Below are 18,543 nucleotides of genomic sequence, written 5' to 3' on the forward strand. Positions count from 1 at the left end.
CCGGACGACGCTCGCGCTCTGCGCATCGCCCCGCCCGCCGTCCCATGAGGGGGCGCGATGAACCGGTTCCGCGAGCCCGATCATATCGAGGTCGGCGCGGTCCTGCGCGTTCTGTCCCTGCTGCTGCTGTTCGCGGCGAGCGCCTGGCTGCTGCTGTCTGACTATCACCCGATGAGCCTGGCGGTGCTGACCTCCGTCTATTTCTGCGCCTATGTGGCGTTCCGCCTGATATGGTTCCTGGACAACAACAGCTTCACGCCCCAGCGCCGCCAGGTAGGCCTGACCTGGGCGCTGACCGGGTTCAACGCCGACACCAGCGAGTTCGATGGCCGCCCTGTCCGGGTCTATTTCCTGCTTCTGACCCTGATGAGCGCGGGGCTGTTCCTGCGCCCCATCGTTCGCGCGGTGGTTCTGTGAGCGTCGCGCGCCGAACCCCCGTGGCGACAGGCCAGGCAGGGCTCGGAGGGTATGAATGAAACGTGATCCGCTATCGGAAAGGCCCCTCGCATGAGCCTCGACTCGTCGCAGACCATGACCACGCCGGACGGGCGCACCATCGGTGGCGTCGTGATGGAGATGAAGCACATCACCCTGCGTTTCGGTGGCGTGGTGGCGATCAAGGATATCAGCTTCGACATCCGCGAGGGCGAGATCCGCGCCATCATCGGGCCGAACGGGGCGGGGAAATCCTCGATGCTGAACGTGATCAACGGCTTCTATCACCCCCAGGAGGGCGAGGTCTGGTTCGAAGGCAAGAGGCGCAAGCCCATGAAGCCCCATGAGATCGCCCACCAGGGCATCGCGCGGACCTTCCAGAATATCGCCTTGTTCAAGGGCATGACGACGCTCGACAACATCATGACCGGCCGCTTCACGCGGATGAAGGCGCCGTGGTGGCAGCAGGCGATCTGGGCCGGCCCCGCCGAGCGTGAAGAGGTGGCCAACCGCGAGGTGGTCGAGAAGATCATCGACTTCCTGGAGATCCAGGCGATCCGCAAGACGCCCGTGGGCCGTCTGCCCTATGGCCTGCAAAAACGGGTGGAACTGGGCCGCGCCCTGGGGGCGGAACCGCGCCTGCTTTTGCTGGACGAGCCCATGGCCGGCATGAACGTCGAGGAGAAGGAGGACATGAGCCGCTTCATTCTGGACGTGAACGACGAGTTCGGCACCACGATCGCGCTGATCGAGCATGACATGGGCGTCGTGATGGATATCTCGGACCGGGTCGTCGTGATGGACTACGGCGCGAAGATCGGCGACGGCACGCCGGACGAGGTGCGCAACAATCCCGCGGTGATCGACGCCTACCTCGGGGTGGCGCATGATTAGGCGCGCGGGTGTCGCGCGGCCAGGAGTGGCGCGCGCGTCTGACGCAGGCCGGTCCCGAAACGGGGCAGGCACAAGTGGCGCGTATCCGTGTGTCTGGATCGCGCGCCTGACAGAAGTTTCGTCTTATCGAGGGTTTGAAGATGGTAAAGAGTACGATCGTGGCCGCGTTTATGGCCGTTTTCGCATCAGCCGCCATGGCTGAGGAAACAACGGGGAGCAGGATGGTCGACGCATTGACCGGATCTTGTGTGCAAAAGGTTTCCAGGGCCAGCGGCCTGCCGGCCGACGGCCTGGTCGCGACCGACCCGGACGCCACGGGGCACCTGGTCGCAGGTGGCGGGCAAGTCTGGCAGACCGCGGACGGGAACGTGCTGGTAATCGATCCGGACGTGGATTTCACCTGCCAGGTCCTCGGATGGGACGTCACCCCCGAGGATTTCGCCGCCGCGCTGGGCCCCTGGTTGGCGGACAGCGGCTACGTGATGGAAGGAAGCCTGCCCTTGAGCCGCTCCAACGCCACCGGCCTTTTCCTCTACGGCAGGGCCGAGGCGGGCGGTTACGTCACCATTCACGTCTCGAACCTGCCCGATGACTACCTGGGCGCGCTGGTCACGCGGGCCGAGCGGAACCCCACAGCCCGGAGGTTGCTGAACTGATGAGCCCGACGTTCCTTTACACGGTTGAGGTGATCCTGAACGGCCTGATGGCCGGGGTGATGTACGCGCTGGTGGCGCTCGGCTTCGTGCTGATCTTCAAGGCCAGCGGCATCTTCAACTATGCGCAGGGGGTGATGGCGTTGTTCGCCGCGCTGACGCTGGTGGGAATCCAGCAAGGGCAGGTGCCCTTCTCGCATCTCATCAACGCGGTGTTCGGAACGGATATTCACCACTTCGGATGGACGGTGCCGACGCTGCTGGCCATCCTGCTGTCGCTGTGTGTGATGATCCTGTTCGCCTGGCTGGTGAACCGGCTGATCCTGCGCCACCTGGTCAACCAGGAGCCGATCATCCTGTTCATGGCGACCATCGGCCTTGCCTACTTCATGGAGGGGCTGGGCGATCTGATGTGGGGCTCGGACATCAAGCGGCTGGACGTGGGCCTGCCCTCGGGCGGGTCGTTCTGGCTGGAGGATGTCACCGCGGGCTGGGCCGCGGAGGGCTCGGAATACTATGGCATGTATATCGACCTGCTGGACGTCTGGGCGACGATGATCGCGGTGACACTGGTGATCGTTCTGACGCTGTTTTCCCAGTACACCAAGACCGGGCGCGCCCTGCGCGCCGTGGCGGACGACCACCAGGCGGCGCTGTCCGTCGGCATCTCGCTGAAGGCGATCTGGGTGATCGTCTGGTCGATCGCCGGTTTCGTGGCGCTGGTCGCGGGCATCATGTGGGGCGCGAAGCTGGGCGTCCAGTTCAGCCTGAGCCTGATCGCGCTGAAGGCGTTGCCGGTGCTGATGCTGGGCGGCTTCACCTCGATCCCCGGGGCGATCGTGGGTGGGCTCATCATCGGCGTGGGCGAGAAGCTGTTCGAATTCTCCATCGGGCCGATGATCGGCGGCGCGACCGAGAACTGGTTCGCCTATGTGCTGGCGCTGCTGTTCCTCGTCTTCCGCCCGCAGGGGCTGTTTGGCGAAAAGATCATCGAAAGGGTGTGAGCCGCGCCATGAAGCCGACTGCCATTCACCGAAATTGCCGTGCAAGGTCCTGGGACGAGACATGAGAAAGCTGCTTGATCGCCTGTTCACCGAAGACGAGACGCTGGGCCTGCGCACGCTTGTCAGCGCTGGCCTGCTGGCCTGCGTGCTGATGGTCTTCCTGCCGGTGACTGCCGGCGTAACCTTCGTGATCTGCGCCGCCCTGCTGATCCTGTCGCTCAGCCTGCTGGGCTATGCCGGGCTGCGCGAACTGCTGCCGGTGCTGGACCCGCGCGATCCGGACGCAGACCGCTTCGCCGTCTGGGGCGCGCTGGTGCTGTTCCTGGCCATCGGCTGGCTGGCCTTCGGGATCTGGTTCCTGCCGGGGCTGATCCTTGGCGGGGCACTGCTCTGGATGCGCGCGCCGGAATTGTTCGAAATCATCCCGGGCTTCGAGAAGCCCGGTAACACGGGATTGCGCTGATGACCCCGGGGACCAGGAACAAGGAAACCCGCTGATGTTTTACCGCGAAGCCGGAGATTTCAAGACCAGCTACGCCGCCGATGGGCAGACGTTCCCGATCGCTTTCGACCGCTGGCGCTACATGATCGTGGTCGCCATCGGCTTCCTCGCGATCCCGTTGTTCATCACGGAATACATGGCGAACGCGGTGCTGATCCCCTTCCTGATCTGGTCGGTCATCGCCATCGGGCTGAACATCCTGACCGGCTATTGCGGGCAGGTCAGCCTTGGCACCGGCGGGTTCATGGCCGTTGGGGCCTATGCCTGCTACAAGTTCATGACCGGGCTGGACGTCTGGTACGTCAGCGCCTGCGAGGGCGGCGCGAACCTGTTCTTCCTATGCACCGGCGTGGCCACCTATAGCGTGCTGTTCGAGTTGCCGGAGTTCAACATCGCATTCTCGGTGCTCATGGGCGGGCTGACGACGGCCGCCGTGGGGCTGCTGTTCGGCCTGCCGTCGCTGCGGATCAAGGGGTTCTACCTGGCGGTGGCCACGCTGGCGGCGCAGTTCTTCCTGGTGTGGCTGTTCAACAAGTGGTCCTGGGCCTACAACTACTCCGCCTCGGGGCAGATCAACGCCCCCACGCGCGAGCTGCTGGGGTTCGAGATCACCGGCCCCACCGCCACGGCCGAGGTGAAGTACCTCTTCTGTTTGACGATCCTGTTCCTCATGGCCTGGCTTGCGCGCAACCTGACGCGCGGGCGGCTGGGGCGCAGCTGGATGGCGATTCGCGACATGGACATCGCGGCGGAAATCATCGGGGTGAACCCGCTGAAGGCGAAGCTGTCGGCTTTCGCGGTGTCGTCCTTCTTCGTGGGCGTCGGCGGGGCGCTATTCTTCTCCGTCTACCTCGGCGCGGTCGAGGTGGGCGAGGCGTTCGGCATCCAGAAGTCCTTCCTTGCGCTGTTCATGATCATCATCGGCGGGCTCGGCTCGATCTTCGGCTCCTTCGCGGGGGCGGCGTTCATCGTGCTGATGCCGGTTCTGCTGAAGAACATCATGGTCGGCGGCTTCGGCTGGCCCACGGATATCGCCGCGCATTTCGAGTTCATCATTCTCGGCGGGCTGATCATCTTTTTCCTGATCGTGGAACCCCATGGCTTGGCGGCCCTGTGGCGCACGCTGAAAGAGAAATTGCGACTTTGGCCCTTCCCCCACTAGGGCGGGCCCACAAACCGGGGAAACCGGAACAAGAAAACCATGTCAGGGAGGAAACGACATGAATCTCAAGACCCTAGCAACTGCGGCCATGGTGACCGTGATGGGGACGAGCCCGGTATTGGCCGATCTCGTCTTTCCGTCGCTCAGCTATCGCACAGGGCCCTTCGCGGCAGGCGGCATTCCCTTTGCCGACGGCTACGCGGACTATTTCACCCTGCTGAACGAACGCGACGGTGGCATCGGCGGCGTTCCGGTCCAGGTGCCGGAATGCGAGACGGGGTATAACACCGAAAAAGGCGTGGAATGCTACGAGTCGACCAAGGGCCTCGGCTCGCTGGTCTATCAGCCGCTGTCCACCGGGATCACCTACCAGCTGATCCCGAAGGCCAGCGCTGACGGGATTCCGATTCACTCCATGGGGTACGGGCGGACCTCGGCCGCGAACGGCAAGGTTTTCGAGTGGGTGTTCAACTATCCCGGCACTTACTGGGACGGTGCGGCGGTGATGGTCCAGCATGCCAAGGACCAGTCCGGCGGCAGCCTTGAGGGCAAGAGCATCGCGCTGCTCTATCACAACTCCGCCTACGGCAAGGAGCCGATCCGCACGCTCGAGGAACTCGCCAAGGTCGAGGGCTACAACCTGACCCTGATCGCCGTGGACAGCCCCGGCCAGGAGCAGAAGTCCCAGTGGCTGCAGATCCGCCGCGAACGCCCTGACTACGTCTTCTTCTGGGGCTGGGGCGTGATGAACCAGGTCGCCGTGCAGGAAGCCGCGAACATCCGCTTCCCGATGGAGAATTTCATCGGCGTCTGGTGGTCGGGCTCGGAAAACGACGTGCTGCCCGCAGGGGCCGGCGCGGATAACTACAAGTCACTGGCCATGCACAACACCGGCTCGGACTTCCCGATCTACGCGGATATCCAGGAATATGTCGTGGACAAGGGCCTGGCCGCCGGTGCCGGGGACCAGATCGGCACGGTGCTCTACAGCCGTGGGCTTTACGCCGCGATGCTGGCCGCGGAAGCCGCGAAGACCGCGCAGGAAATCCACGGCGTGGCCGACATCACCGCGGCGCAGATGCGCGACGGGATGGAAGCCCTGGAAATCACCGAGGCGAAGATGGAGGCCCTTGGCCTGCCGAACTTCGGGCCGGAGTTCTCCGTCTCCTGCGCGAATCACAGCGGGCCGGGTCTGGCCGCGATCCAGCAGTGGGATGCGGACAGCGAGACCTGGACCATCATCACCGACTTCATGGCCGCTGACCGCACGGTGATCCAGCCGCTGATCGAGGAAGACAGCAAAGCCTACGCCGACGAGGCCGGGATCACCCCGCGCGATTGCTGAACCAAAGCGTGCGTCCGGGGAACCCCCTCGGGCGCGCGCCAACTGCCCGAAAAGCGACGGAACCCGCCATGCTCGACGATGCCGAACTGCAAGCCGATCACCTGCTCGAGGTGAACAACATCGAGGTGATCTACAACCACGTGATCCTCGTGCTGAAGGGGGTCAGCCTGACCGTGCCCAAGGGCGGGATCACCGCGCTTCTGGGGGGCAACGGTGCGGGCAAGACGACCACGCTGAAGGCGGTGTCGAACCTGCTGCATTCCGAGCGGGGCGAAATCACCAAGGGATCGATCCTCTATCGCGGTGAGCGGGTGGGCAACCTGTCCCCCTCGGACCTGGTGAAGAAGGGCGTCATCCAGGTGATGGAGGGGCGCCATTGCTTTGAGCATCTGACGATCGAGGAAAACCTGATGACCGGTGCCTACACCCGGCGCGACGGCAAGGCGGCGATCAGTGACGCGCTCGACATGGTCTACACCTATTTCCCGCGCCTGAAAGAGCGGCGCAAAAGCCAGGCCGGCTACACCTCGGGGGGGGAGCAGCAGATGTGCGCCATCGGCCGCGCGCTGATGAGCAAGCCCGAAACCGTTCTGCTGGACGAGCCGTCGATGGGCTTGGCCCCCCAGCTGGTGGAGGAAATCTTCGGCATCGTGAAGGCCCTGAACGAGAACGAGGGCGTCAGCTTTCTTCTGGCCGAGCAGAACACCAACGTGGCCCTGCGATTCGCCCATTACGGCTATATCCTCGAATCGGGGCGTATCGTGATGGACGGCCCGGCGGCGGAATTGCGTGAGAATCCGGACGTGAAGGAATTCTACCTCGGCATGGGGGACCAGGGCCGCAAGTCGTTCCGCGATGTGCGCAGCTACCGCCGCCGCAAGCGCTGGCTGAGCTGAGCGATACGCGCCACGCAAGAGCCCCACGAAGACGAACACGGACGGAGAGTTTCCATGAGCGGCCATTTCGACCAGCTTGAAACACGCAGTGCCGACCAGCGCGCGGCGGATTGGGCGAAAGCCTTGCCCGAGCAGATCCTGCGAGCCCAGAGCATGGCCCCCAGCCTGAAGGCGCTGATGGGGGATGTCGCGCCCGAAACGGTGACGGATCGCGCGGCGCTGTCGAAACTGCCGGTACTGCGCAAGTCCGACCTGATGGGGCCGCAGGCCGCGAATCCCCCGCTTGGCGGTTTCGCGACGCGGCCTGCCCGCGAGTTCGCTTACCTGTTCATGTCGCCCGGCCCGATTTTCGAGCCCGGCTCGACCGCGCCGAACTGGTGGCGGTTCGGGCGCTTCATGCATGCGCTGGGCATCGGCAAGGGCGACGTGGTGCAGAACTGCTTTTCCTACCACCTGACCCCGGCTGGGCACATGTTCGAGAACGCCGCCGCCTCGGTCGGGGCGACGGTGATTCCCGCCGGTACGGGGCAGACCGAATTGCAGGCGCAGGCGGCGGCCTCGATCGGGGCCACCGCCTATGCGGGCACGCCGGATTACCTGATGCAGATCCTCGAAAAGGCCGATGCGCTGGGCCTGACCCTGGGAATCACCCGCGCCGCCGTGTCCGGCGGGGCGCTGTTCCCCAGCCTGCGCGACGGCTACGCCGCGCGCGGCATCACCTGCCGCCAGTGCTACGCGACGGCGGACCTTGGCATGATCGCCTACGAATCAGCCGCGCTCGAAGGGATGATCGTCGACGAGGAGGTGCTGGTCGAAATCGTCCGTCCCGGCACCGGCGACCCGGTCCCCGAGGGCGAGGTGGGCGAGGTGCTGGTCACCACGCTCAACCCCGATTACCCGCTGGTGCGATTCGCCACTGGCGATCTGTCCGCCGTGCTACCGGGGCAAAGCCCCTGCGGGCGCACCAACATGCGGATCAAGGGCTGGATGGGCCGCGCCGATCAGACGACCAAGATCAAGGGCATGTTCGTGCGCCCCGAACAGGTGGCGCAACTTGCGGCCCGCCACCCCGAGGTGGCGCGCTTCCGCGTCATCGCCCTGCGGGACGGCGATCAGGACGCGATGATCGTCAGGGCCGAGGCGGCCAATGGTGCGGCGGACGCCGACGCCATCGCCGCCAGCCTGCCACAGGTTCTGAAGCTGCGCGGAACGGTGGAAATCGTCGCCCCCGGCAGCCTGCCGAACGACGGCAAGGTCATCGAGGATGCGCGGGACTACGACGCCGCCGGCTGAGCGCCAGGCGGCGCGGCGCTGGTCAGGGGGTGTCGGCCACGACGGCGTCCACCTCGATCTCAACCAGCCATTCCGGGTTCACGAAACGTTGCACGGCCATGATCGTGTCCACGGGGCGCGACTCCCGGCAGAAGACCTTGCGCGCCTCGATCGCGTCTTTCCAGGTGTGGATATCGGTCAGGATGACTCGCGTGCGCACGATGTCCTGCAGGCCCGAGCCCGCCTGCTCGAGCGCGTCCTTTATGATCTCGAAGCAGCGGGTGGTCTGGGCGAAGACATCGCCGGGGCCGACTGTCTTTCCCTCGGCGTCCACCGGCGCCGTGCCCCCGACCGCGATGAAGGAGCCGACGCGCACGGCGCGGCTGAAGCCCACCACTTCCTCCATCGGGTTGCCGTTTGAAATCAGCGTTCGCACATGCGCCATGATCCCGCCCCCGTTTTCGATCCAGGAGCCGATCCTGACCGAAATGCGCGCGGCGTCATAGTGCCAAGGCGAAACGACAACGGCCGCACCCTGGTGGGTACGGCCGTTAAAAACCAGTCTGGCGTCTGCCTTCAGCCCTGGCGGGCTTTGAACCGGCGCTGGGTCTTGTTGATCACATAGACCCGCCCCTTGCGGCGCACGACGCGGCAATCGCGATGGCGCTGCTTGAGGGAGCGAAGCGAGTTTCTGACCTTCATGGCCTCTCTCCTAATCTAGCGGCGCGCGGCTTGGCCTGCGCCAGGTTTCGTTTTGCCCCACGGGAAGGGGGGCGGTGTATGGTGGGCGTAACTGGGATTGAACCAGTGACCCCTTCGATGTCAACGAAGTGCTCTCCCGCTGAGCTATACGCCCGAAAATTGTATGGCAAGACGCCTTGGAAGGTGCCTGACCGCTCGCGGGGTATAAAAGGAGTCGCGGGGCTGTTCAAGACCTTTTGCCAAGTTCTGCTTTGCACTACATTCCGGGCGAGGCAACAGGGAGTCCATCAGGCCGTGACACGGGCATTCGTTCTTTTCGAGCCAGAGCGGTGGACCTCTCCGGCGGTGTTCAGTTCGCCCCATTCGGGGGCACGCTACCCCGCGGAATTCCTGGCCTCGGCTGAGCTGGACCCGATGACGATCCGCTCATCCGAGGATGCTTTCGTCGAACAACTGTTTTCCGCGGCCCCCGCCCACGGTGCGCCGCTGCTGGCCGCCACGCTGCCGCGGGCCTATGTCGATCTGAACCGGGCTGCGGACGAGCTTGATCCGGCGCTGATCACCGGCGCGCAGCGGCGCGGCGCGAATCCCCGCGTCTCGGCCGGGCTGGGCGTGATCCCGCGCGTCGTCGCCGAGGGGCGTCCGATCCGCAACGGAAAGATCCCCCTGAGGGAGGCGTTGAAGCGCCTGCGCCTTGGCTATCACCCCTACCACGATCAGCTCGACGCGCTGCTGGGCCGCCAGCGGGAATGCTTCGGCATGGCGCTTCTGTTCGACTGTCACTCCATGCCGCATGACGCGCTTGGTGCTGCGCCAATGGTGCGCGGGCAGCGCCCGGACGTGGTGCTCGGCGACAGGTTCGGCGCGGCCTGCGGGCGCTGGCTGATCGATGCGGCGGCGGCGCTGTTCACCGCACAGGGCTTCGTCGTGGCGCGCAACGCGCCCTTCGCGGGCGGCTACATCACCCAGCACTACGGCCGCCCCTCGCGAAATGTTCACGCCCTGCAGATCGAGATCGACCGCTCACTCTACATGGACGAGCGCACCCTGACCCCCTTGCCGGGGTTCGCCGAGGTGGCCGAAAGGCTGGCCGCCGTGCAGGCCGGGCTGGTGCGAATCGGCGACGCGACGGCGCTTGCCGCCGAATGATCGCCTGACGCGCTGCTAGTCAAAACCCGGACAAGATAAAAAAAGGCCGTGCCAGAGGCACGGCCCAAGTCTAGGGAGGAAACGCCCGGAAGGGCGCGTGATGCAACGCATCAACACCTCCGAATGTATGCGGCAGTGCAGCATAGTCAACGAGTCGGGCGCGGTTTCCGGACAGGAAATGCGATTTATGTGCAAATTATGTGCGCTCGCTCAATTCAGCTTATCAATTAGCCAGAGGTTGACCGGATGAAGCGCCGCGCATAGCCCCGCGCAGTGATCGACGAAGCCCGGCGTGTTGACCGTGCCGGGCAGGGGAAGGCGATCGGCGGTGCGCACGATCAGGCCCTTGTGCTTCAGCAGATCGGCGGCGGGGTGACCCGCGTCCCGCCCCTTTGGTACGCGTTTCAGGCTGGGCGCGGTCAGCGTCGCGCCGGTGGTTTCGGCGCTGGCGATGGCGGCCCGCAGATCGGCCAGCGCGGCGGGGGCGTCCAGGCGGTCGCGGAAAGCCGCCAGTGTATCGGGCGGCCAGGCCCAGGCGCCCGCGCCGAAGCCGAAGCCGTCGGGGTGCAGGACCAGATGGATCGCAGGGCTGCGATTCGGATGCTCCCCGGTCCAGAAGACAAGGTGGATACGCGGGCTGTAGGGGGTCTTGTCCCGTGAGAACCGCACGTCGCGGTTTATCCGCCGGAAAGAGCCGTTCAACCTTGGCACCGCCTGGTAGCGCGCATCGATCGCCGCCAGCGGGCCCCCCATCGCCACGATGAAGGCCATCGCCGGATCCACCACATGCGCCTGGTACTCGGCCCGGTGGGCGTCGAACCACGCTTTTTGGTTGTGCGCCGCCAGATCCGACAGGAAGGCGAAGGTTTCCGCGGGAAAGCCGGTGAAGTCGTTGCTGGCCATGGGGTTCCTTCCCTTGAACGGGCGGCCTCAGCGCAAGGCGCGCCCTTTTACGATGGCGCCGTCGCCGAACTTGCCGCGGATCGCATCCGCCGCGCGTTCCGCCGCGGTGCGTTTCGCGGCGGCCGGGTCCAGCAGGTCCGGGGAAAGGTCCGCCTGGTCGCCCGAGGTGATGTCCGACAGCCCGACGCCGATCAGCCGGAACGGCCCTTCGCCAAGGGCGTTCCTCAGCAGCGGGCTGGCGGTGGCGTGGATGGTCCCGGCCAGTTGCGTCGGCTCAGGCAACGTGACCGAGCGTGTCAGCCCCCGGTGATTGGCCCGCTTCAGCTTCAGCGTCACGGTGCGCCCGGCCAGGTCCTTCGCCTTGGCCCGGGCCGAGACCTTGTCCGCCAGCCGCCAGAGGTGGCCGTCCAGCAGATCGGGATCGTTGGTATCCTCGAAGAACGTCGTCTCGTTCGAGATCGACTTCGCCCCCGCGCGCGCCGAAACGCGTCGCGCATCCTGCCCATGGGCCAGCCGCCATATGTGATCGCCCATCGAGCCGTAGCGGTCGCCCAGCCACTTGCGGTCCCGCGCGCGCACGTCCGCGATGGTGCGGATGCCGTCCCGCGCCAGCTTCTCCTTCATCGCGGTGCCAACGCCCCAGATCACGCCGACGGGCTGGCGCAGCAGGAAGGCATCGGTTTCCGCCCGCCCGATCACCGAAAAACCGCGCGGCTTTTCAAGGTCGGACGCGATCTTGGCGAGGAACTTGTTGTGGCTAAGCCCGACGGAGATGGACACGCCGAGTTGCTCCTCGATGTCGCGCGCGAGGCGGGCGAGCTGCAGGGCAGGGGGCGCGTGGTGCAGCCGCGTTGTGCCGGTCAGGTCGAGGAAAGCTTCGTCCAGCGACAGCGGCTCGATCACCGGGGTCAGCGCCTCCATCCGGGTGCGGATCTGGGCGGAGACTTCGACATAAGTGCTCATGCGCGGCTTCACCACGACGGCGTCGGGGCAGAGCGCCAGCGCCTTGAACATCGGCATGGCCGAGCGCACGCCCTTGATCCGTGCGATGTAACAGGCGGTGGAGACGACGCCCCGCCGCCCGCCGCCGATGATCACCGGCTTGTCGGCAAGGTCGGGGTTGTCGCGTTTTTCCACCGTCGCATAGAAGGCGTCGCAATCCATATGCGCGATGGAAAGCTGGTCGAGTTCCGGGTGGGAAAGCACGCGCGGGCTGCCGCAGGCCGGGCAGCGGGGCCGGTCTGGCATGGGCTGGCAGCAATCGCGGCAAAGGGCTTTCATGGGCCTGAGTATACCGCGATGCCGCCCCGAAAGGAACGCGCCCTAGCCGAGCGAGGCCTGGATCGCGCGGGCTGCGGCAGCCGGATCTTCGGCCTGCCAGACGGGGCGGCCGACCACGATGTGATCTGCGCCCGCGGCGATGGCGTTGGCGGGGGTGGCGATCCGCTTCTGGTCATCCGCTGAGGAACCCTCGGGGCGGACACCGGGCGTGACGATCAGCTTGCCAGCCGCTTCGGGCAGGGCGCGGATCATCTCGGCTTCTCCGGGTGAGGCGATGACGCCGTCCGCCCCGGCAAGGAACGCGCGTCGGGCCCGCTCGGTCGTCAGCTCAGCGATATCACCCGACACGATCATCGCCGCGTCCAGGTCCGCGCGGTTCAGCGAGGTCAGCATCGTCACCGCCATGATCTTCGTCGGGCGCTCACCCCGTCCCGCGACCGCCGCCGCGACCACATGTGGATCGCCATGAACGGTCAGAAGGTCCAGGTCGTACTGGCACAGCCCGCGCGCCGCCGCCGTGACCGTGGCGGAGATGTCGAACAGCTTCATGTCGAGAAACACGCGCTTGCCCATGGTCTTCAGCTCATCGGCCAGGGCCAGCCCGCCGCCGGTCAGCATGCCGAGGCCGATCTTGTAGAAACTCACCTCGTCACCAAGCTTCTGCACCAGCTCAAGCGCGCTTAGCGCGTTCGGCAGGTCCAGCGCCACGATGAGGCGGTCTTTGGGGTCAATGCTCATTGGGGTATCCTTTCGCTCGGCGGATCGCGCCGTAATTGGCAGGCCACCATGCGCTTGGCAAGCGCTACGGGGCGGGGCGCGGTGCCGCATTCAACCGATGCGCCGGGGGCCGGGAGCCGATTTTTGCCCCCGTCTATCTTGTAGCGCGATGTTCCAATGCCCATTTTTTGACCAAGGCCCGAGGGTCCATGCCGCTGAGGCGGGTGGACCGGAACGGGCGCTTATTGAAGGAGAGACAAATGGACTTGAGCAAGTTCACCGAGCGCGCGCGCGGTTTTGTGCAGGCTGCCCAGACCATCGCAATGCGCGAAGATCACCAGAAATTCCTGCCCGAACACGTGCTGAAGGCGCTTCTGGACGATGATCAGGGCCTGAGCGCCAACCTGATCAAGCGTGCCGGGGGCGATCCGGCCCGCGTGCAGGGCGCGTTGGAAGCGAAGCTCGCCAAGGAGCCGAAGGTCGAAGGCGGGCAGATCTACATGGATCCGCAGACCGTCAAGATGTTCGCCGAGGCCGAGAAGCTCGCCCAGAAGGCCAACGACAGTTTCGTCACCGTGGAACGCGTGCTGACCGCGCTGGCCGTCACCAAGTCCGGCGCGAAGGACGCACTTGTCGAGGGCGGCGTCAGCGCGCAGGCCCTGAACGAGGCGATCAACGACCTGCGCAAGGGGCGCACCGCTGACAGTGCCTCGGCCGAGGACAGTTTCGAGGCGCTGAAGAAATACGCCCGCGACCTGACCGAGGCCGCGCGCGAGGGCAAGATCGACCCGATCATTGGCCGGGACGAGGAAATCCGCCGCGCCATGCAGGTGCTGAGCCGCCGGACCAAGAACAACCCCGTGCTGATCGGGGAGCCCGGCGTCGGTAAAACCGCGATCGCCGAGGGCCTGGCCCTGCGCATCGTGAACCGCGACGTGCCCGAAAGCCTGGAGAACAAGAAGCTGATGGCGCTGGACATGGGCGCGCTGATCGCCGGGGCGAAGTACCGGGGCGAGTTCGAGGAGCGGCTGAAGGCCGTGCTGAACGAAGTCACCCATGCCGCCGGCGAAATCATCCTGTTCATCGACGAAATGCACACGCTGGTCGGCGCGGGCAAGGCAGACGGGGCGATGGACGCCTCCAACCTGCTGAAACCGGCGCTGGCGCGGGGCGAGCTGCATTGTATCGGTGCGACCACGCTGGATGAATACCGCAAGCATGTCGAAAAGGACGCAGCATTGGCGCGGCGCTTCCAGCCGCTGATGGTCAACGAACCGACGGTGGAGGACACGATCTCCATCCTGCGGGGCATCAAGGAGAAATATGAGGTGCACCATGGGGTGCGCATCTCCGACCGGGCGCTGGTGGCCGCGGCGACTCTGTCGAACCGCTACATCACCGACCGTTTCCTGCCCGACAAGGCCATCGACCTGATGGACGAGGCGGCAAGCCGTCTGCGCATGGAAGTGGACAGCAAGCCCGAGGAGCTGGATGCGCTCGACCGTGAAATCCTGCAAAAGCAGATCGAGGCGGAGGCGCTGAAGCAGGAGTCCGACGCGGCCTCCAAGGACCGGCTGGCAACGCTTGAGTCGGAATTGGTCGAGCTGCAGGAAAAATCCGCCGAGATGACCGCCCAGTGGCAGGCCGAACGCGACAAGCTGGCCGGCGCGCGCGACATCAAGGAAGAGTTGGACCGTGCCCGCGCCGAGCTGGAGCAGGCGAAGCGGGAAGGCAACCTCGCCAAGGCCGGTGAACTGCAGTTCGGCGTGATCCCGGGGTTGGAAAAGCGCCTGGCCGAGGCCGAGCAGGCCGAGGAAAGCGACGTCATGGTCGAGGAGGCCGTGCTGCCCGAGCATGTGGCCAGCGTGGTAGAGCGCTGGACCGGCATCCCGATGGACCGGATGCTGGAGGGTGAGCGCGACAAGCTGCTGCGCATGGAGGCCGAGATCGGCAAGCGCGTCATCGGCCAGAGCGAAGCGGTTCGCGCCGTCTCCAACGCCGTGCGCAGGGCGCGCGCCGGGCTGAACGATCCCAATCGACCGATGGGCAGTTTCCTGTTCCTCGGCCCGACCGGCGTCGGCAAGACCGAGCTGACCAAGGCGCTGGCGGAGTTCCTGTTCGACGACGATTCCGCGATGACGCGGGTGGATATGTCGGAGTTCATGGAGAAACACTCCGTCGCGCGGCTGATCGGGGCACCCCCGGGCTATGTCGGCTATGACGAGGGCGGTGTGCTGACCGAGGCCGTGCGGCGCAGGCCCTACCAGGTGATCCTGTTCGACGAGGTCGAAAAGGCCCATGGCGACGTGTTCAACGTGCTGTTGCAGGTGCTCGACGACGGGCGGCTGACCGACGGGCAGGGCCATGTGGTGGACTTCAAGAACACGCTGATCATCCTGACCTCCAACCTTGGGTCCGGGGCGCTGAGCGAACTGGCCGACGGGGTGCAGAGCAACACCGTGAAGGACCAGGTCATGGCGGCGGTGCGCGCGCACTTCCGGCCGGAGTTCCTGAACCGCCTGGACGAGATCGTGCTGTTCGACCGGCTCAGCCGCGCCGACATGGACGGGATCGTGGATATCCAACTGGGCATCCTTGACCGCCGCCTGGAGGGCCGCAAGATCACGCTGAACCTCAGCGAGGATGCGCGGACTTGGCTGGCCGACCAGGGTTATGACCCGGTCTACGGCGCACGGCCCCTGAAGCGCGTGATCCAGAAGGCGTTGCAGGACCCGCTGGCGGAACTGCTGCTGTCCGGGGAGGTGCTGGACGGGGAAACCGTCGAGGTGAGCGCCGGTCCCGAGGGGCTGATCCTGAAGGATCGCGTCGCCGGGGGCTCGGAGCCCAAGGTCGCGACGGTTCATTAAGTGGAAGGCGCTGACGCGCCTGATCCCCTGCACCCCACTCCCGCCATGCGGGGGTGGGGCCCGCTACCGGGTGGGGGCGTTGGTCGTTTTCTTCGGACCGAACCCGCCTTGGTGCGCGTCGGAGCCTCCGGCGGGGATATTTGAGGACTTTGGAAGGGGTAGCTTATGGGCGCCGGGGCGGGAGACCGCCCCGGCGTCTGGCGTTATTCGGGCAGGATCACGGCGTCGATCACGTGGATGACACCGTTGTCGGCCTCGATATCGGCGGTGACGACAGTGGCGCCGTCGACCTTAACCCCGTCCATGGTGGTGATGTCTACGTCGCTGCCCTGCACCGTGGTGGCGGACATGTCGCCGGTGATGTCGGAGGACATGACCTTGCCCGGCAGCACATGGTAGGTGAGCACAGCGATAAGCTGGTCCTTGTTCTCAGGCAGGAGCAGGGTTTCCACCGTGCCCTCGGGCAGGGCGGCGAAGGCCTCGTCCGTGGGCGCGAAGACGGTGAAGGGGCCTTCGCCCTTCAGCGTCTCGACAAGGCCGGCGGCCTCGACCGCGGCGACGAGGGTGGTGAAGCTGCCAGCTTCCACGGCCGTGTCCACGATGTCCTTTGCGTGGCCGCCTGCGAAGGCCGGCGACAGGGTTGCGGCGAACAGGCCAGCTGCGGTGCCGGTAGCAAGAAGGGTTCGACGAAGCATGATAGTCTCCTCGGTTGGTTGCATCTTGTGTCTCCCGGTGTTGGGGAACGGCAGTGTTACGCCGCCCCGCCGAGGCTGGATTTCGGTAGAATTACAGGGTGTCGCAGTTGACGCGGCGGGGTTCGCCGCTAAGCGCCGCCGTCGCGCCGCTTCAACTCACAAAACTGTTACGATTATTGCCTGATTTCTGTTGAGCCGGTCCGGGACTCCCTCGCTGGTGGGTGTGCCTGCTCACGGAAAATCACGGCTTTGCCCACCCAATCGTGACCGCATGACATATCGATTTATGTCAGAAAGGCCCTCATATCTTGAGGCACGCCACAGAAACCGGGAAATACGTATGTTGATCAAACAGGCAGAGCGCATCAAATCGTCGGAAATCACCCCGAAGGAGGTGTACATGAATCGCCGCGCGCTGATGGGCGCGGGGGCGGCCGCGGCCGTTGGGGCGATGCTGTCGCCCATGTCCGCATCAGCGGCGACGCTGTCCTTCGCCAAGAGCAGGGCGCCGGCCCCCGCGCCGATCACGCCGAAGGAGTATGCGACGGGCTACAACAACTTCTACGAGTTCGGCTTCGGCAAGGAGGATCCGGCGAACAACGCCCAGGGGCTGACGACGAAGCCCTGGTCGGTGGTGGTCGACGGCTTGGTGGACAAGCCCGGCACCTACGGGCTGGAGGATATCGTGCCGAACGCGCTGGAGGAGCGCATCTATCGCCTGCGCTGTGTCGAGGCCTGGTCGATGGTCATTCCTTGGGTCGGGTTCCAGCTGTCGGACCTGCTGAACCGGGTCGGCCCGCAGTCGGGCGCGAAGTTCGTCGCCTTCGAAACCCTGGTGCGCCCGGACGAGATGCCGGGCCAGCGCGGTCTGTTCCAGTCCATCGACTGGCCCTACCGCGAAGGGCTGCGCCTGGACGAGGCGATGCACCCGCTGACCATCCTCGCCAACGGGATGTATGGGGAGGAGCTTCCGAACCAGAACGGCGCGCCGCTGCGCCTGGTCGTGCCGTGGAAGTACGGGTTCAAGTCGATCAAGTCGATCGTGCGCATCACGCTGACCGACAAGCAGCCCCCGAACACCTGGAACATGCTGCTGCCCAAAGAGTACGGTTTCTACAGCAACGTGAACCCGAAGGTGGACCACCCCCGCTGGTCGCAGGCGACCGAACAGGTGGTGGGCGGCGGTCTGTTCGCCAAGCGGCAGGACACGCTGATGTTCAATGGCTACGCGGACGAGGTCGCCGGTCTTTATGCCGGCATGGACCTGGTGAAGAACTACTGATGGGCGACTGGCGCATGTCCCTGAACACCTGGCTGCGCAAGGTGCCGGTGTGGCCGGGCTATATCCTCGGATTCGCGCCGGCCGCCTGGCTGCTCTGGCTCGGGGTGGAGAACCGGCTCGGGGCGAATCCCGTCAAGACGCTGGAGCATGAGCTGGGGCTGATCGCGCTGCAGCTTCTGCTGGCCTCGCTGCTGGTGACGCCGATCCTGCAACTGACGCGCATCAACCTGATCCGGTTCCGCAGGCTGATCGGGCTGATGGCCTTCTACTACGTCTGCCTGCATTTCGCGGTGTACCTGTTCCTGGACCTGCAGCTGAACTGGGAGCAGATCGCGAAGGACCTGACCAAGCGTCCCTATATCATCGCGGGGGCGTCGGCCTTCCTGTTGCTGATTCCGGTGGCCATGACCTCGAACGACTGGTCGATCCGTCGGCTGGGCGGTGCCGCGTGGCGCTCGGTGCACAAGCTGGTCTACCCGGCGTCGATCATCGGGGCGGTGCATTTCGTCTGGCTGACCAAGACCTGGGCGTTCGAACCGGTGGCGTACCTGGCGGGGATGGCGATTCTGGTCGCCTGGCGCCCCCTGCGCCGGCATTTGAAGCAGCGCCCGCGACAGCCAGCCTGAGCGAAAGCCCTAAATATAGGGGGTTTGAGCGGGTCAGGGACTAACTTTCAAAATAATTTCGAAAAAAGCGAATTTGTCTCTTGCGAGTCGGACGGGTGATCCGTAGATAACCCCTCACCGGCGGCGCAGAGACGCGGTTGGGAAAACATCGAGAGGTT

Annotated in this window: 19 protein-coding genes and 1 tRNA gene; 13 read left to right on the forward strand and 7 right to left on the reverse strand. The window is 65.4% G+C overall.

Annotated elements, in window-relative coordinates:
- The first annotated feature begins 57 nt into the window (after positions 1 to 57).
- From DJ029_RS05345 to DJ029_RS05385, 9 genes are all read left to right on the forward strand, one after another.
- Positions 58 to 417: a hypothetical protein gene (locus tag DJ029_RS05345; protein WP_112321259.1), complete on the forward strand. Its 360-nt coding sequence runs from the start codon at positions 58 to 60 to the stop codon at positions 415 to 417.
- 90 nt (positions 418 to 507) lie between these two features.
- Positions 508 to 1,329 carry an ABC transporter ATP-binding protein gene (locus DJ029_RS05350; RefSeq protein ID WP_112321260.1) on the forward strand — a complete coding sequence of 274 codons (822 nt, stop codon included), beginning with the start codon at positions 508 to 510 and terminating at the stop codon, positions 1,327 to 1,329.
- Positions 1,330 to 1,577: 248 nt separating this feature from the next.
- The gene (locus DJ029_RS05355) at positions 1,578 to 1,985 is read left to right on the forward strand and encodes a hypothetical protein (RefSeq protein ID WP_112321261.1); all 408 of its coding nucleotides are present in this window, start codon (positions 1,578 to 1,580) and stop codon (positions 1,983 to 1,985) included.
- A complete protein-coding gene (locus tag DJ029_RS05360; RefSeq protein WP_112321262.1) occupies positions 1,985 to 2,986 on the forward strand; it encodes a branched-chain amino acid ABC transporter permease in 1,002 nt (333 codons plus the stop codon). Before DJ029_RS05355 ends, DJ029_RS05360 begins: the two co-directional genes overlap by 1 nt.
- Positions 2,987 to 3,047: 61 nt before the next feature.
- Positions 3,048 to 3,449: a hypothetical protein gene (locus DJ029_RS05365; RefSeq protein WP_112321263.1), complete on the forward strand. Its 402-nt coding sequence runs from the start codon at positions 3,048 to 3,050 to the stop codon at positions 3,447 to 3,449.
- A gap of 34 nt (positions 3,450 to 3,483) precedes the next feature.
- Positions 3,484 to 4,650, forward strand: a complete 1,167-nt coding sequence (locus DJ029_RS05370) for a branched-chain amino acid ABC transporter permease (RefSeq protein WP_112321264.1) — start codon at positions 3,484 to 3,486, stop codon at positions 4,648 to 4,650.
- 58 nt (positions 4,651 to 4,708) lie between these two features.
- Complete coding sequence (locus DJ029_RS05375; RefSeq protein ID WP_112321265.1) at positions 4,709 to 5,995, forward strand: ABC transporter substrate-binding protein; 1,287 nt, start codon at positions 4,709 to 4,711, stop codon at positions 5,993 to 5,995.
- Positions 5,996 to 6,063: 68 nt separating this feature from the next.
- The gene (locus DJ029_RS05380) at positions 6,064 to 6,891 is read left to right on the forward strand and encodes an ABC transporter ATP-binding protein (RefSeq protein WP_112321266.1); all 828 of its coding nucleotides are present in this window, start codon (positions 6,064 to 6,066) and stop codon (positions 6,889 to 6,891) included.
- 54 nt (positions 6,892 to 6,945) lie between these two features.
- On the forward strand, positions 6,946 to 8,184 hold the full coding sequence (locus DJ029_RS05385) for a phenylacetate--CoA ligase family protein (protein ID WP_112321267.1): 1,239 nt from the start codon (positions 6,946 to 6,948) through the stop codon (positions 8,182 to 8,184).
- Positions 8,185 to 8,206: 22 nt separating this feature from the next.
- On the opposite strand, the gene DJ029_RS05390 is transcribed toward DJ029_RS05385, so the two are convergent.
- From DJ029_RS05390 to DJ029_RS05400, 3 genes are all read right to left on the reverse strand, one after another.
- Positions 8,207 to 8,608, reverse strand: coding sequence for a RidA family protein (locus DJ029_RS05390; RefSeq protein ID WP_232822968.1), 402 nt, complete (start codon positions 8,606 to 8,608; stop codon positions 8,207 to 8,209).
- Between the two features lie 131 nt (positions 8,609 to 8,739).
- On the reverse strand, positions 8,740 to 8,865 hold the full coding sequence (gene ykgO / locus DJ029_RS05395) for a type B 50S ribosomal protein L36 (protein ID WP_010141322.1): 126 nt from the start codon (positions 8,863 to 8,865) through the stop codon (positions 8,740 to 8,742).
- Between the two features lie 79 nt (positions 8,866 to 8,944).
- Positions 8,945 to 9,019: transfer RNA gene (locus DJ029_RS05400), tRNA-Val, on the reverse strand.
- A 140-nt stretch (positions 9,020 to 9,159) separates the two neighbouring features.
- On the opposite strand from DJ029_RS05400, the gene DJ029_RS05405 reads away from it, so the two are divergent.
- A complete protein-coding gene (locus DJ029_RS05405) occupies positions 9,160 to 10,014 on the forward strand; it encodes an N-formylglutamate amidohydrolase (protein ID WP_232822969.1) in 855 nt (284 codons plus the stop codon).
- A gap of 210 nt (positions 10,015 to 10,224) precedes the next feature.
- Here DJ029_RS05405 and DJ029_RS05410 read toward each other — a convergent pair whose 3' ends face one another.
- From DJ029_RS05410 to pyrF, 3 genes are read right to left on the reverse strand one after another with little or no spacing between them, the layout of a single operon-like run.
- Complete coding sequence (locus tag DJ029_RS05410) at positions 10,225 to 10,917, reverse strand: DUF2461 domain-containing protein (protein WP_112321269.1); 693 nt, start codon at positions 10,915 to 10,917, stop codon at positions 10,225 to 10,227.
- Positions 10,918 to 10,944: 27 nt separating this feature from the next.
- A complete protein-coding gene (locus DJ029_RS05415) occupies positions 10,945 to 12,198 on the reverse strand; it encodes a DNA polymerase IV (protein ID WP_112321270.1) in 1,254 nt (417 codons plus the stop codon).
- Positions 12,199 to 12,240: 42 nt separating this feature from the next.
- Complete coding sequence (gene pyrF, locus DJ029_RS05420; RefSeq protein WP_112321271.1) at positions 12,241 to 12,936, reverse strand: orotidine-5'-phosphate decarboxylase; 696 nt, start codon at positions 12,934 to 12,936, stop codon at positions 12,241 to 12,243.
- Positions 12,937 to 13,175: 239 nt separating this feature from the next.
- Here pyrF and clpB point away from each other — a divergent pair, with 239 nt between their 5' ends.
- Positions 13,176 to 15,782 (forward strand): ATP-dependent chaperone ClpB, encoded by a 2,607-nt coding sequence (clpB, locus tag DJ029_RS05425; RefSeq protein ID WP_112321272.1) that lies wholly within the window; start codon positions 13,176 to 13,178, stop codon positions 15,780 to 15,782.
- Positions 15,783 to 15,985: 203 nt separating this feature from the next.
- On the opposite strand, the gene DJ029_RS05430 is transcribed toward clpB, so the two are convergent.
- Positions 15,986 to 16,477 (reverse strand): fasciclin domain-containing protein, encoded by a 492-nt coding sequence (locus tag DJ029_RS05430; RefSeq protein ID WP_112321273.1) that lies wholly within the window; start codon positions 16,475 to 16,477, stop codon positions 15,986 to 15,988.
- A gap of 340 nt (positions 16,478 to 16,817) precedes the next feature.
- Between DJ029_RS05430 and msrP the strand changes: the two genes are divergently transcribed.
- Together msrP and msrQ are read left to right on the forward strand one after the other, a co-directional pair.
- Positions 16,818 to 17,759, forward strand: coding sequence for a protein-methionine-sulfoxide reductase catalytic subunit MsrP (gene msrP / locus DJ029_RS05435; protein WP_112321274.1), 942 nt, complete (start codon positions 16,818 to 16,820; stop codon positions 17,757 to 17,759).
- Positions 17,759 to 18,385 carry a protein-methionine-sulfoxide reductase heme-binding subunit MsrQ gene (gene msrQ / locus DJ029_RS05440; protein ID WP_112321275.1) on the forward strand — a complete coding sequence of 209 codons (627 nt, stop codon included), beginning with the start codon at positions 17,759 to 17,761 and terminating at the stop codon, positions 18,383 to 18,385. Before msrP ends, msrQ begins: the two co-directional genes overlap by 1 nt.
- Positions 18,386 to 18,543 lie beyond the last annotated feature (158 nt).

The sequence above is a fragment of the Oceanibium sediminis genome (assembly GCF_003265325.1).
GTDB lineage: Bacteria > Pseudomonadota > Alphaproteobacteria > Rhodobacterales > Rhodobacteraceae > Halovulum > Halovulum sediminis.